11 protein-coding genes and 1 pseudogene are annotated in these 14,092 nt (G+C 50.3%); 8 read left to right on the top strand and 4 right to left on the bottom strand.

Annotated features, from left to right (window positions below):
• The first annotated feature begins 159 nt into the window (after positions 1-159).
• A pseudogene (locus tag KQP84_RS12400) lies at positions 160-1,079 on the top strand (LysR substrate-binding domain-containing protein).
• On the opposite strand, the gene smrA reads toward KQP84_RS12400, so the two are convergent.
• Entirely contained in the window at positions 1,076-1,642 is a 567-nt protein-coding gene (smrA, locus tag KQP84_RS12395; protein WP_215846768.1) for a DNA endonuclease SmrA, read from the bottom strand. The pseudogene KQP84_RS12400 and the gene smrA sit on opposite strands and share 4 nt — an antisense overlap.
• 313 nt (positions 1,643-1,955) lie before the next feature.
• Between smrA and fnr the strand changes: the two genes are divergently transcribed.
• Together fnr and uspE are read left to right on the top strand one after the other, a co-directional pair.
• Entirely contained in the window at positions 1,956-2,708 is a 753-nt protein-coding gene (fnr, locus tag KQP84_RS12390; protein WP_215846767.1) for a fumarate/nitrate reduction transcriptional regulator Fnr, read from the top strand.
• A gap of 117 nt (positions 2,709-2,825) precedes the next feature.
• A complete protein-coding gene (uspE, locus tag KQP84_RS12385) occupies positions 2,826-3,782 on the top strand; it encodes a universal stress protein UspE (RefSeq protein ID WP_215846766.1) in 957 nt (318 codons plus the stop codon).
• A gap of 60 nt (positions 3,783-3,842) precedes the next feature.
• On the opposite strand, the gene pntB is transcribed toward uspE, so the two are convergent.
• Positions 3,843-5,231, bottom strand: coding sequence for a Re/Si-specific NAD(P)(+) transhydrogenase subunit beta (gene pntB, locus KQP84_RS12380; RefSeq protein WP_215846765.1), 1,389 nt, complete (start codon positions 5,229-5,231; stop codon positions 3,843-3,845).
• A 3-nt stretch (positions 5,232-5,234) separates the two neighbouring features.
• Positions 5,235-6,764: a Re/Si-specific NAD(P)(+) transhydrogenase subunit alpha gene (gene pntA, locus KQP84_RS12375; protein WP_215846764.1), complete on the bottom strand. Its 1,530-nt coding sequence runs from the start codon at positions 6,762-6,764 to the stop codon at positions 5,235-5,237.
• A 542-nt stretch (positions 6,765-7,306) separates the two neighbouring features.
• On the opposite strand from pntA, the gene ydgH reads away from it, so the two are divergent.
• Together ydgH and KQP84_RS12365 are read left to right on the top strand one after the other, a co-directional pair.
• On the top strand, positions 7,307-8,263 hold the full coding sequence (ydgH, locus tag KQP84_RS12370; RefSeq protein ID WP_215846763.1) for a DUF1471 family protein YdgH: 957 nt from the start codon (positions 7,307-7,309) through the stop codon (positions 8,261-8,263).
• 204 nt (positions 8,264-8,467) lie between these two features.
• On the top strand, positions 8,468-9,859 hold the full coding sequence (locus tag KQP84_RS12365) for an amino acid permease (RefSeq protein WP_215846762.1): 1,392 nt from the start codon (positions 8,468-8,470) through the stop codon (positions 9,857-9,859).
• Here the strand turns inward: KQP84_RS12365 and KQP84_RS12360 are convergent.
• The gene (locus KQP84_RS12360; RefSeq protein WP_215846761.1) at positions 9,856-10,269 is read right to left on the bottom strand and encodes a hypothetical protein; all 414 of its coding nucleotides are present in this window, start codon (positions 10,267-10,269) and stop codon (positions 9,856-9,858) included. The genes KQP84_RS12365 and KQP84_RS12360 overlap by 4 nt on opposite strands.
• Before the next feature lie 181 nt (positions 10,270-10,450).
• Here KQP84_RS12360 and rstA point away from each other — a divergent pair, with 181 nt between their 5' ends.
• From rstA to KQP84_RS12345, 3 genes are read left to right on the top strand one after another with little or no spacing between them, the layout of a single operon-like run.
• A complete protein-coding gene (gene rstA, locus KQP84_RS12355) occupies positions 10,451-11,176 on the top strand; it encodes a two-component system response regulator RstA (protein WP_215846760.1) in 726 nt (241 codons plus the stop codon).
• Positions 11,173-12,474: a two-component system sensor histidine kinase RstB gene (rstB, locus tag KQP84_RS12350; protein ID WP_215846759.1), complete on the top strand. Its 1,302-nt coding sequence runs from the start codon at positions 11,173-11,175 to the stop codon at positions 12,472-12,474. Before rstA ends, rstB begins: the two co-directional genes overlap by 4 nt.
• Positions 12,475-12,495: 21 nt before the next feature.
• Entirely contained in the window at positions 12,496-13,983 is a 1,488-nt protein-coding gene (locus KQP84_RS12345) for a carboxypeptidase M32 (protein ID WP_215846758.1), read from the top strand.
• Positions 13,984-14,092: the final 109 nt, after the last annotated feature.

The following is a 14,092-nucleotide window of genomic DNA, read 5'->3' as shown; positions in this document are numbered from 1 at the left end:
CTTACTCGAATATATTTGTCGCATGTTCTTATCAAATTCAGCAGCTTATTGCTGTATTCCGATTTAAGAATTCATTTGTTAATGTTATTTTGCAGCAAAGTTAACAGAATCCATTTTTTAGGGTTGCCAGCCTCTTGAGTTTGTCATTAAGTTTGAACAATGGACAAAAACATCATCTTTAATCAGCGCATACGACTGCGCCACTTACATACTTTTGTTGCCGTCGCGCAGCAAGGCACTTTAGGCAGAGCGGCAGAAACGCTGAGCCTGAGCCAGCCTGCCCTGTCGAAAACATTGAATGAACTGGAAGAGTTAACAGGCGTTCGGCTTTTTGAGCGGGGTCGATTGGGCGCACAGCTGACTACCATGGGCGAACAGTTTTTGACACACGCCGTAAAAGTGTTGGATGCGCTAAACCATGCGGGTCAAAGCTTTAATGAACCGCTCACTGACCGCCCTATCATCATTCGCTTAGGCGCATTAACTACAGCGGCGATGGGTATGTTGCCGCAAATTCTGGATCGTTTTCATCAACTGCAACCGCATACCACGGTACAGGTCGCAACCCTGCACAATAATGTCTTATTAGCGGGACTGAGAGCGGGCGAATTTGACATTGGTATTGGCCGAATGGCTGATAGCGAAATGATGGCAGGTTTAACTTATGAGCTGCTGTTTCTGGAATCACTTAAGCTGGTTGTTCGTCCTGAACACCCCTTTTATGTGACAACGTCACATTATCCCGTGCGATGCAATGGCCGGTCGTGATTTCACCGGAAGGAACGGCACCACGCCGAATTGCGCAGCAGATGCTTGATGAACAAGGCTGCGTATTGCCGCCTAATTGTGTTGAGACCTCCTCAACGTCGCTTGCCCGACAGCTTGCGCTGCGTTACGACTATATTTGGTTCGTCCCTTCTGGCGCCATTAAAGAGGATCTCACGCATAATGCCGTATGTGCATTGCCGATTAATTCTTCTGGTGCGGGCGAGCCGGTAGGAATCATCACCCGCACCGGCAATACGTTGAGTTTGAGTACAGAAGTACTGATGTCAACGATTCGCAAATTTCACAGTTAGCGGCTGCGTTTGGCGTGCTTTTCCCAGTTATCCAGGCGCGCTTTGTCGGTTTTGCGCATGCCGACATAGAGCGCCCCGCTGCCGCCATGCTGGGCTTGCGCCACGCAAAAGGTTTGAACCTCATCAAATTGTTTTAGCCAGCGCGCAAGATAACTGCGTACGATGTTGGCATGAGATTCGTTGTCACGCCCTTTGCCATGGATGATGAGTACATTGCGTAGCCCCTCTTTTCTCGCCTGCTGGATGAAGCTAAACACTGCCTGACGACAGGTTTCAACCGGCTGTCGCAGCAGATTCAGGCTGGCATCAAGTGGATATTCCCCTTTACGGAGTTTATCTAACACGCCTTGCTGAATACCGTCAGCCTTGTATTCCAGCAAGGTATCCAGCGGCACAATATCGAGAAAGCCGCGTGTCAGGAAGTTATCCTGCTCCGCTTCTGCCTGAGTTGGACGCGGAGCTTTGGTTGAAGGGGATTTTAACCACAAGGTGTTGGCTGTATCTTTCAGTGGAGTGACATCACCGATGGTATCTCGAAAAATATTGTCTTCATCAAGGTTCATGGTTTTTCACACCTAATATAATGATGGGTCGCAATATAGACCCCGTCAGAGAGAGTAGCAAAAAGCGGAATACCTGCGCTAAAGCTGTTTTTTACTTAAGAATATCAAAAGAAAATGTGTGCGTGAGATCAATAAAGCGGCAACATTTCGTGACACATGACACATTTTAATACTGCCAAGGCCCGTCATGCCGCCCTTCCCGCCTGGAAAATCCATCCTTACACTTGGTGAGGATAATACTGCTCGGATGAGTTCCCTTCGGGCTGAAAAATGTTAAAATTGACCGCAGTCAATTATCGTAGAGCTAACCATTATGATCCCTGAAAAACGCAGCATTCGTCGTATTCAGTCAGGCGGTTGTGCTATTCACTGCCAGGATTGCAGCATCAGTCAGTTATGTATCCCTTTTACGCTAAACGAACATGAGCTGGATCAGCTCGACAACATTATTGAGCGTAAAAAACCGATACAGAAAGGTCAAACTCTCTTCAAAGCCGGCGATGATTTAAAATCGCTCTATGCTATTCGCTCCGGCACCATTAAAAGTTACACCATTACCGAACAGGGCGACGAACAGATCACCGGTTTCCATCTTGCTGGCGACTTAGTGGGTTTCGACGCCATTATGGGCAACAACCATCCAAGTTTTGCTCAGGCATTAGAAACGGCAATGGTATGCGAAATTCCTTTTGAAACGCTGGACGATCTCTCTGGCAAAATGCCGGCTCTGCGTCAGCAAATGATGCGTTTGATGAGTGGTGAGATCAAAGGCGATCAAGACATGATTCTACTGCTCTCCAAAAAGAATGCGGAAGAGCGTTTAGCCGCCTTTATTTGGAACCTTTCTCGCCGTTTTGGTCAACGGGGTTTCTCACAGCGCGAATTTCGCCTCACCATGACGCGTGGAGATATCGGTAATTACCTTGGTTTGACGGTAGAAACGATTAGCCGCTTGCTGGGACGCTTCCAAAAAAGCGGAATGCTGGCGGTTAAAGGAAAATACATCACGATTGAAAACCACGCCTTACTGGCTGAATTAGCCGGCCAGAGTCACCAGGCTGCATAGATAATTGCCGGGTCGATAAATGTTATTTTATTGATCCGGCAACAACTTTTCCCTTCTTCCCGTCATAAACATAGGCTATCTTTAATCCAATTGCTTTGGTGTATGGAGAATGCCCTTATGTCACGCTACCAAAATATTCTGGTTGCCATTGATGCTCAGCAGGACGATCAGCCGGCGCTGCGTCGTGCGGTTTATCTCAACCAACTCATTGGCGGCAAAATCAAAGCCTTTTTGCCTATCTATGATTTCTCTTATGAGATGACCACGCTGCTGTCGCCAGATGAGCGCTCATCAATGCGTCAGGGCGTTATCAGCCAACGAACTGAATGGATTCGTGAGCAGGCGCAAGCGTATCTGGACGCGGGTATAGAGATTGAAATAAAGGTTATTTGGCATAATCGCCCTTATGAAGCCATTATTCAGGAAGTGCTAAGCCAGAAACATGATTTAGTCCTGAAGATGGCGCATCAGCACGATCGTCTCGAATCCGTGATTTTCACCCCCACCGACTGGCATTTGCTGCGTAAATGTCCCTGCGCGGTCTGGATGGTAAAAGATCAGCCTTGGCCGGAAGGCGGTAAAGCGATTGTCGCGGTCAATCTCGCCAGCGAAGAGCCGCATCATGATGGATTGAATCAAAAGCTGATCCGCGAAACCAAGCTGCTTGCCGATATGGTGAATCATACCGAAGTCCATTTGGTTGGCGCGTATCCCATCACACCCATTAATATCGCCATTGAACTGCCTGATTTCGATCCCGGCGTTTATAACGACGCCATTCGCGGCCAGCATTTAGTGGCAATGAAAGCGTTACGCCAGAAGTTCTCAATTGGTGAAGAGTTCACACACGTCGCGAAAGGTTTGCCGGAAGAAGTGATTCCTGATTTAGCCGGTCATCTCAGCGCAGGTATCGTGGTGTTAGGCACTATTGGGCGCACTGGATTGTCCGCCGCATTCCTCGGTAATACTGCCGAACAAGTCATTGATCATCTTCGTTGTGATTTGCTGGCAATAAAGCCAGATGACTTCACTTCACCGATTGATTTAGACGATGAGGAAGATGAGGAAGATTAATCTCTTCTCAACAAAAAAAGGCGGCTCATAGAGCCGCCTTTTTTATGGCATACCTGATGATTACAACGCTTTTAAAATGCCTTCAACGCTGGCTTTTGCATCGCCAAACAACATGTGTGTGTTGTCTTTGAAGAACAGCGGGTTCTGCACCCCAGCGTAGCCGGTATTCATTGAACGTTTAAAGACGATAACATTTTGCGCTTTCCACACTTCAAGCACTGGCATACCCGCGATTGGACTGCGCGGATCTTCCAGTGCTGCCGGGTTTACAGTGTCGTTAGCACCAATCACCAGCACCGTGTCGGTATCGCTAAAGTCATCGTTGATCTCATCCATTTCCAACACCACGTCATAGGGTACTTTGGCTTCGGCCAGCAACACGTTCATGTGACCAGGCAAACGTCCTGCGACCGGATGAATACCAAAGCGAACTTTGATACCCCGCGCACGCAATTTGTCTGTGATTTCAGCTACTGGATATTGCGCCTGCGCCACCGCCATACCATAGCCGGGGGTAATGATGACCGACGTGGAGGCTTTTAACATTTCTGCCGTTTCTTCAGCCGTGATTTCACGGTGTTCACCCGCTTCGTCACTCTCGCCTGCTACGCTGACATCAGTACCGAATCCACCAGCAATAACGCTGATGAACGATCGGTTCATCGCCTTACACATAATGTACGAGAGGATGGCACCCGAAGAGCCAACCAGCGCGCCGGTAACGATCAGCAAATCATTGCTCAGCATAAAACCTGCCGCCGCCGCCGCCCAACCTGAATAGGAGTTCAGCATCGAAACCACGACCGGCATGTCTGCACCGCCGATGGAGGCCACCAGATGCCAGCCAAACGCCAATGCAATGACAGTCATGACAAACAGTGCAAACACCTGCGCGCCTGAGCTGTCGGTATTAACGAACCACAGCAACAGCAGGAATGAAACCACCAACGCCAGCAAGTTCAGCTTGTGCCGATGCGGCAGCATCAATGGACGCGACGAAATTTTGCCACAGAGTTTGCCAAACGCTACCAGAGAACCGGTGAAGGTCACTGCACCAATAAAGATACCTATAAACACTTCGGTCAGATGGATATTCTCCATCACATTCGGCAAACCGGGGGCATGATCGATATAGCTGTTGATACCAACCAATACCGCCGCCAAACCCACAAAGCTGTGCAGGATAGCCACCAACTCTGGCATTTCGGTCATTTCAACTTTTTTCGCCAGACGAATACCAATTGCACCGCCAATCACCATCGCCAACAGAATCCAGACCACGTTGCCACTGTCTGGGCCAAAAATGGTGGCGATCAGCGCAATTGCCATGCCGCTGATACCAAAGGTATTGCCTCGCTTGGACGTCTCATGTTTTGAGAGGCCAGCCAGACTACAAATAAACAAAATTGCGGCAACAATGTATGCTGCAGTCACTAATCCGCCAGACATGTGTTACCCCTTACGAAACATTTTCAGCATGCGTTGAGTGACGGTAAAGCCACCAAAAATATTGATGCTGGCGATCAGCACCGCAATAAAGGAAATAAACGTAACCCATCCACCGTGCCCCATTTGCAGCACCGCTCCCACCACGATAATGCCGGAAATGGCGTTGGTGACTGACATTAGCGGTGTATGAAGCGCATGGCTGACATTCCACACCACGTAATAACCCACCACGCAGGAGAGCGCGAAGACGGTGAAGTGCGACAGGAATTCACTCGGTGCTACGTTTGCCAGACAAGCGAACAGCACGATAGCCAGCGCAATCAGCAGGTATTTACGTGTTGGAGAAGCGGGTTTTGCCTCCGCTTTTTTCAGCGGCTGAGCAGCGGGTGTCGCTTTAGGCGCAGCAGAAACCTGAATCGGCGGAGCTGGCCAGGTCACTTCTCCCTCGCGAATCACAGTAACGCCACGTACCACAACGTCATCAAAGTCGACAGCGATCTCGCCGTTTTTCTCTTTGCATAACAGTTTGATCAGGTTAAGCAGATTGGTGCCATAAAGCTGAGACGACTGCGTAGGTAAACGGCTTGGCAGATCGGTGTAACCGATGATTTTCACGCCATTAGGCGTCACAGTAACCTGATCGGCAACGGTTAACGCGCAGTTACCGCCAGTTTGTGCCGCCAAATCAACGATGACGCTGCCCGGTTTCATGCTGGCAACCATCTCTTCGGTGATCAGTTTGGGGGCCGGTTTGCCGGGAATCAACGCGGTGGTAACAATAATGTCAACATCCTGCGCCTGGCTGGCAAACAGCGCCATTTCAGCCTTGATAAAGGCTTCCGACATGACTTTGGCATAGCCATCACCGCTGCCCGCTTCCTCTTCGAAATCGAGCTCGAGAAATTCGGCACCCATGCTCTGTACTTGCTCTTTTACTTCAGGGCGAGTATCAAAGGCACGCACGATAGCGCCCAAACTGCCTGCCGCACCAATTGCCGCGAGTCCAGCTACGCCAGCGCCAATTACCATGACTTTAGCGGGAGGAACTTTACCCGCTGCCGTGATTTGACCGGTAAAAAAGCGGCCAAACTCATGGGCGGCTTCAACAATGGCTCGGTAACCCGCAATGTTTGCCATTGAGCTCAGCGCATCAAGCGACTGCGCGCGTGAAATGCGCGGCACTGAATCCATCGCCATGACAGTCACATTGCGCGCCGCCAGTTTTTCCAGCAGATCGGGATTTTGCGCTGGCCAAATAAAACTCACTAAGGTGCTGCCTTCACGCGCCAGTAAAATCTCTGCATCATCAGGTGCGTTCACTTTAAGGACGATGTCAGATTGCCACACCTGCTGGCTGTCAGTCAGTGTCGCGCCGGCGCGACGATAACTTTCGTCATCAAAGCTTGCACGCTTACCGGCGTCATGCTCGACAGTGACGCTAAAACCCAGCTTAATCAGTTGTTCAACGGTTTTCGGCGTGGCAGCCACGCGCGATTCGTTTAACAACCGCTCTTTGGGAATTCCAATTAACATAATGTTCCCTTTTATCGGTTAAAGGATGATCGCCTGTTACCTGCATGACAGTACAACGCCTGAAACACGGTTTCAGGCGCTTATAAATGAAATGCATTTGTTTCGAAGTATTTATAACCTACTGAAAATATGTCTGCCGATCTACACTCATAACGCATACTTATGACATTCACACAATTATTCAGTCTCAGAGAATAAATCCCGTGCTTTAACACTGCTAATCGACTCTTAAATAAAATTATCTGCTAAGCAAAATCGTGTCATGACGCACATCGCATCGACAAAAACCGTTATTTAACAATATATTAACTGTTACAACGTTAAGCCTTACCACTTAAACGGGTTAATTGACGCTGATCGCAGCCATAATATCTTTTCGTCATAGATGAATGAAAAAAACAGTCTTCATTAACGAGATATGCCGCAAAAAATGGCTGCGACAGCCTGTTTATAACATGCAATAATCAGCGGCTAATCTGTTATACATCAAGAGTCCAGCACGTTTTCGTACTCATTTTTGCGTAAGGCGAAGGATCATTTTTATGAAGCTGAAGAACACCATTCTGGCGACGACCTTGTTATCTCTGTTAGCAGCTAACGCATATGCTGCGCAGGAACTGACGCCGGAAAAAGCGGCCGCGTTGAAGCCATTCGAACGTATTAATATCACCGGCCGTTTCAACGCGATTGGCGACGCTGCCGACGCGGTGTCAAAGCGCGCAGATGAGATGGGCGCCACCTCTTATTACATTCAGGGCATCAATGACAGCAACGGAAACAGCGGCAACTGGCGCGTGACAGCCGATCTCTACAAAGCCGATGCCGCTAATGCCGACAGTGACAAACATCAATACCGTAGCTTCAATGGCGTGAAAGAATTGCCAAAAAATGAAGCCTTCATGCTTGAACCTTTCGATACCGTATCAGCCAGCGGTTTCTTTGCCAGCCAGCCGGATGTCAATGACGCCATCTCTAAAGCAGCCAAAGAGAAAGGGGCAGCCTCCTTCTTTATCGTGCGCCAGATTGATGCCAACAACGGCGGTAACCAATACGTTACGGCTTACGTTTATAAAGCGGATGCCAAAGCGCGCAAGGTGCAAAGTCCTAACCTGATCCCAGCCAATTCCGAAGCCGGTAAAGCGGCTATCGCTGCGGGCGGCGCGGCAGCGAAGAATGTCGAGATTCCTAATGTTGCGTCTTCAGAAACACCAAGCAACAATGTTGGACGCTTCTTCGAAACACAAAGCTCCACTGGTAAACGTTACACGGTAAATTTGGCAAACGGTAAATCAGTTCAGGAAGTCAACGCCATTACCGCTGCGCAGATGCAGCCGTTTGATACCGTGACCTTCACCGGGCATTTTGGATCGCCTACCGAAATTTCTGAAGAAGTCGCTAAACGTGCAGCCGATAAAGGCGCTAAGTTCTATCACGTGACGCGTCAATGGCAGAACCAAAGTGGCGGTAACCTGACTGTTACCGCAGACATCTTTAAGTAAGATTCTCAGGGCGGCGCCCGCCGCCCTGTTATTTGCATAATCCCTGTCCGCTTTTGCATATTCACGCATTGCCATCTCATTCAGCACTCCGTAAAATCTTCCGCCTGCTTTTCAGGGTATTTCATCGTTCCTGTCGCTTAAGCTACGATATAAATTCGATAAATGCCGTTTTACCTAGCCACTTATGCTAGCAGGAAGGATGTTTTGGAGAAAAAATTAGGTCTTAGTGCCTTAACGGCGTTGGTGCTCAGTTCTATGCTGGGTGCAGGCGTGTTCAGCTTGCCGCAGAACATGGCGGCCGTAGCCGGTCCGGCGGCGTTGCTGATTGGCTGGTTGATCACGGGCGTAGGGATTATTTTTCTGTCGTTGGCTATGTTGATGCTTACGCGTCTCAAACCCGAGCTAGATGGCGGCATATTCACCTATGCGCGAGCAGGATTTGGCGAACTCATGGGGTTTTGCTCGGCGTGGGGATATTGGCTTTGCGCGGTTATCGCCAACGTCTCTTATCTGGTGATCGTTTTTTCCGCGTTGAGCTTCTTCACCGACACACCCGATCACACTGTTTTTGGCGATGGCAATACCTGGCAAGCGATGTTGGGAGCGTCCGTTTTGCTCTGGCTGGTGCATTGTCTGGTGCTTCGTGGCGTACAAACCGCAGCCAGCATCAATCTTTTAGCCACTTTAGGTAAACTGGTCCCCCTGTTGCTGTTCATTGTCCTGGCGGTGATGGCGTTCAATTACGACCGATTCCACTTTGATTTTTCCGGGGTCACGCTAGGCCAACCGCTGTGGGAACAGATCAAGCAAACCATGCTGATCACCTTATGGGTTTTCATCGGGGTTGAAGGCGCAGTGGTTGTTTCCTCTCGTGCACGCAATAAAAAAGATGTAGGCCGTGCAACCTTGCTGGCGGTGCTTGCCGCGTTGTTGGTCTATTTACTGGTGACGTTGCTTTCATTAGGCGTTGTGCCGCGAGCAGAACTGGCAGAAATGCGTAATCCTTCCATGGCGGGTCTGATGACGCATTTAATGGGAAATTGGGGTGATGCAGTGATTGCTGCCGGATTGATTGTGTCCGTCTGTGGCGCTTATCTGAGCTGGACGATAATGGCAGCAGAAGTTCCCTTTATCGCTGCGCAGCAAGGTGCGTTCCCGCGCAGTATTGCACGTCAAAATAGCCGCAACGCCCCATCAGCCTCGCTTTGGCTGACCAACGGGAGCGTTCAGGTTTGCCTGATCCTTATTGCCCTGACAAAGGCTGATTATAATACGCTGCTTAATATCGCCTCAGAAATGATTCTGGTGCCCTATCTGCTAGTGGGTTTGTATCTGATTAAAGTGGTGCGAGGAAAAGGTCAACCGCTGCCAATGGCTATCGGCATCGGTGCCAGCACTTATGGCATTTGGCTGCTTTATGCCTCTGGTCCCCTGCATCTACTGATGTCAGTGGTGCTTTATGCGCCGGGTCTGCTGCTGTTTCTGTTTGCCCGTCGTGGCGGGCGAAGCGATATTGCGCTTACGTCGCTTGAGCGCGTAGCAATGGGATTGTTGATTGCTGCCACGTTGCCCGCAATGTGGCAGCTAACGAATTAATGTGATTGTTCGGGAATGGAGACACACAGCAGGTCAACCTGCTGTGTTAAATCGACCGGCTTGCGGTATTCCTGCTGGATGCTGTCGAGCTGCTGCTCGGAGAGCGGATAAGGAAGCTGGATATCAAAGCGGTTAATGTGCTGCTGTTCAGCAAGGGTGATCAAACGTGCGATGTTAATTTCGTCGCTGACCTGAGTTGAAATGATTTGTAATGCTAATTCTTTCAGGTGCTCGTCAGTGGCCTGTAAACTGTGCGCAGATTTGCGTGTCACCATGCCGAAGATCGGCAACACGCCATAAATGGCATCAACAAAACTCCAACGTTTCTTGCAAGATGCGGAAAGAAAATCACTGTAATTGAAGCAGATGCGGTCACTGTATATGGCTGATGCCAGCTCTTTATCAGACACACTCACGCTCCTCATGTTTATCGTTACGGTTCCGAAACTTGCGCAAAAAACGCAGGGCTAATGATGGCACATTTTGCGGGTTCTATACCAGTAACATAAGGATATTTCGTGCGGTCGCGTAGAGCTCAGGACCAGGAAAAGTTATGCTGCATTCCATACTTACACGCCTTGTTAGTAAAATATGAACAGAATCGTTTACGTTGAAGATGAACCTGAAGTGGGATCACTGATTGCCGCTTATCTGGGACGTCATGATATTGAGGTCATTGTAGAAACGCGCGGGGATCGTGCCGAGGCAACCATTGCCCAGGAACAACCGGATCTGGTGATGCTGGATATCATGTTGCCGGGCAAAGATGGCATGACAATTTGCCGTGATTTGCGTGCAAATTGGCAAGGTCCCATTGTGTTGTTGACGTCGCTCGACAGCGACATGAACCACATCCTGGCGCTTGAGATGGGCGCGCAAGATTACATCCTTAAAACCACGCCTCCGGCTGTTTTACTGGCTCGATTGCGTCTGCATTTGCGTCAGTCACAGCAAAGTCAGCCTGGCGAAGCCCCTGCGATCATCGCACCGCATAAAATGCTGCGTTTCGGCTCGCTAACCATCGACGCACTCAATCGCCAGGTGACGCTGTTCGATGAGCAGATCGCCCTTTCCACCGCTGATTTTGAGCTGTTGTGGTTTTTAGCTAACCATGCCGGACAGATCCTCAACCGCGATGCGCTGCTGAAAACCTTACGCGGCGTAAGCTACGATGGCTTGGATCGCAGTATTGATGTCGCCATTTCGCGCCTGCGCAAAAAGCTGCATGACAGCGCAACCGAACCTTTTCGCATAAAAACCATTCGTAACAAAGGCTATCTTTTTGCCCCGCAGGCGTGGGATACCCGTTCAGTATGAGAAAGCTTTTTATCCAGTTTTATCTGCTGCTGTTTGTCTGCTTTCTGGTGATGACGTTGCTGGTGGGATTGGTCTACAAATTCACCGCTGAACGTGCCGGGCGACAATCAATGAATGACTTGATGGCCAGCTCGCTCTATTTAATCCGCAGCGAACTGCGTGAAATTCCACCACGCGACTGGAATAAAACCGTTAAAAGTCTCGATCTCGGTTTGTCGTTTGATCTGCATATTGAACCGCTGAGTAAATATCAGCTTGATGAGATCGATATGCGGCGCCTGCACGCGGGTGAAATCGTCGCCCTCGACGATCAATATACTTTCTTGCAGCATATCCCGCGCAGCCATTACGTTTTATCTGTCGGCCCCATTCCCTATCTGTTTTACCTTCATCAAATGCGGCTGTTGGACATCGCACTGCTGGTGTTCATCGGCATGTCGCTGGCGCTACCGGTCTTCATCTGGATGCGTCCGCACTGGAAAGAGATGCAGCGCTTAGAAAAAGCAGCGCAACGATTTGGCCGAGGCGAACTGGATGTTCGTACCCATTTTGACAGCACCTCCAGCCTGTTTCGCTTAGGTATTGCCTTTAATCAGATGGCCGAAAACATCAATACGCTGGTGGCCAGTAAGAAGCAGCTGATTGATGGCATTGCCCATGAATTGCGCACGCCATTGGTGCGGCTGCGCTATCGGCTCGAGATGAGCGATAACCTAACGGAAGCGGAGTTAGCGGCATTAAATCGTGATATCGGCCAGCTTGAAAGCTTAATTGAAGAGCTGCTGACCTATGCGAGACTCGATCGCCCGCGTGTCGATTTAAATCTTAAATCATTGGATTTGGCCAATTGGTTGCGCGAGCGGCTTGATGATTTCCGCGCGATTAATCCTCACACGCAAATCGATCTGGATTTACCTCAACGAGAAAATTACGGCGTTTCAGATACTCGATTAATGGAGCGTGTACTGGACAATTTGGTCAACAATGCGCTGCGCTATGCGCAGCAGCGGCTGCGTATCAGCCTGTGGTTTGACGGTTCGCTGGGCTTTTTACAGGTTGAAGATGATGGCCCCGGCATTCCCCTTGAGGAGCGCGAACGGGTGTTTGAACCTTTTGTTCGTCTTGATCCCAGCCGCGACCGCGCCACGGGCGGCTGCGGGCTGGGTCTGGCGATTGTCTATTCTATCGCTCAAGCGTTAAGCGGCAATGTCGCCATTGAAAGCAGCCCGCTCGGCGGTGCCAGCGTTCGCTTTTGCTGGCCGGTTGATCTACCCTTGCGGGACATTCCGCTGCGTTAAAACTTCCACAAGGAGCCCTACGTGTCCTCAGCGTATCAACAACTTAGCGCCATCTTTCAGCGTCTTTCTCGTTTCAGCCATCTTTCTGCCATTGCCGGTTGCGATATGCAAACCACCATGCCGCCGGGCGGTAGTCGTGCGCGCGGTGAAGCACTGGCCGAAATGAGCGTATTACAGCATGAAATTTTAACCGACAAACGCGTCGGTGATTTAATTCAGGAAGCAGAGCAGCAGTCGCTGAACGACGTTGAGCGCGCTAATTTACTGGAAATACGCCGCGCTTATCAGCAAGCCACACTCTTGCCCGCCTCGCTGGTTGAAGCAAAATCGATTGCCGGTTCACATTGTGAACATGCATGGCGTCAGCAGCGTCCCGCTAACGACTGGAAAGGCTTCTCTGCCAACCTGAAAGAAGTGGTTCGCTTAAGCCGCGAAGAAGCCCAACTGCGTGCCGATGCCAACGGCAGCTCGCGCTACGATGCGCTACTGGATGTCTTCGAGCCAGGCATGACCAGCGCTAAACTCGACAGCACATTTGGTGAGCTTAAAACCTGGTTACCGGACCTCCTCCAGCAAGTGGTGGAGAAGCAGTCGCAGCAGGAGATTATCCATCCGAAAGGCCCTTTCCCCGTTAACGCGCAACGCGAACTGGGTCTGGATATCATGAAGATGCTGGGTTTCGATTTTAATCATGGTCGTCTTGACGTCAGCGCCCATCCATTTTGCGGTGGTGTGCCGGAAGATGTACGCATCACCACGCGTTATAACGAGAATGAATTCCTCAGCGCCATGATGGGCGTCATCCATGAAACCGGCCACGCGCGTTACGAGCAAAACTTACCGCAGCAGTGGCGTGGTCAGCCGGTAGCGCTCGCACGTTCCACTGCCATTCACGAATCGCAAAGTCTGTTCATGGAAATGCAGTTGGGCCGCAGCCGCGAATTTCTGCAGCGCATGTTGCCGCAGGTAAAGATACACATGGGCGACCAGCCCGCACTGCAGTCTGATAACTTTGTTCGTTTAACACAGCAGGTGAAGCCGGGATATATTCGCGTAGATGCCGATGAGCTGAGCTATCCAGCACACGTGGTGCTGCGTTACGAAATCGAACGAGCGCTGATCGAAGGCGAGATTGAAGTCGACGATATTCCTGCCTTATGGGATGCGAAAATGCAGCAGTCGCTGGGCATTGATACCCGCGGCAACTATCGCGACGGCTGCATGCAAGATATTCACTGGACCGACGGCGCATTCGGCTACTTCCCGACCTACACCTTGGGTGCGATGTACGCGGCGCAGCTGTTCCAGGCGGTGAAAAAAGCGATTCCGCAGTTAAGTGAGCTGATTCGTGAAGGGGATTTGCAGCCGGTATTTAACTGGCTACAACAGAATATCTGGCAGCACGGCAGCCGTTTTTCAACCGAGCAACTGCTGTTGAACGCCACTGGCGAAGCCCTTAATCCACACTATTTCCGTCAGCATCTTGAACAACGTTATCTGCACAACTAAGCTTTCGGCGGTCGTTTGGCCGCCCTCTTTTCTCATTGCCTTCCTCGCTTCGTACAATCCGTTACACGCCGATACCAATCACCCACGGAAGCCGTGACGGGTTTTGCAT

The organism is Candidatus Pantoea bituminis (genome assembly GCF_018842675.1).
Lineage (GTDB): Bacteria > Pseudomonadota > Gammaproteobacteria > Enterobacterales > Enterobacteriaceae > Pantoea > Pantoea phytostimulans.
This window is presented reverse-complemented; position numbering and strand designations above follow the sequence as displayed.

Coding starts and splice junctions, on each gene's coding strand:
- uspE (WP_215846766.1), top strand. CDS start 2,826: ATGTCACGCTACCAAAATATTCTGGTTGCCATTGATGCTCAGCAGGAC.
- fnr (WP_215846767.1), top strand. CDS start 1,956: ATGATCCCTGAAAAACGCAGCATTCGTCGTATTCAGTCAGGCGGTTGT.
- ydgH (WP_215846763.1), top strand. CDS start 7,307: ATGAAGCTGAAGAACACCATTCTGGCGACGACCTTGTTATCTCTGTTA.
- rstA (WP_215846760.1), top strand. CDS start 10,451: ATGAACAGAATCGTTTACGTTGAAGATGAACCTGAAGTGGGATCACTG.
- rstB (WP_215846759.1), top strand. CDS start 11,173: ATGAGAAAGCTTTTTATCCAGTTTTATCTGCTGCTGTTTGTCTGCTTT.
- smrA (WP_215846768.1), bottom strand. CDS start 1,642: ATGAACCTTGATGAAGACAATATTTTTCGAGATACCATCGGTGATGTC.
- pntA (WP_215846764.1), bottom strand. CDS start 6,764: ATGTTAATTGGAATTCCCAAAGAGCGGTTGTTAAACGAATCGCGCGTG.
- pntB (WP_215846765.1), bottom strand. CDS start 5,231: ATGTCTGGCGGATTAGTGACTGCAGCATACATTGTTGCCGCAATTTTG.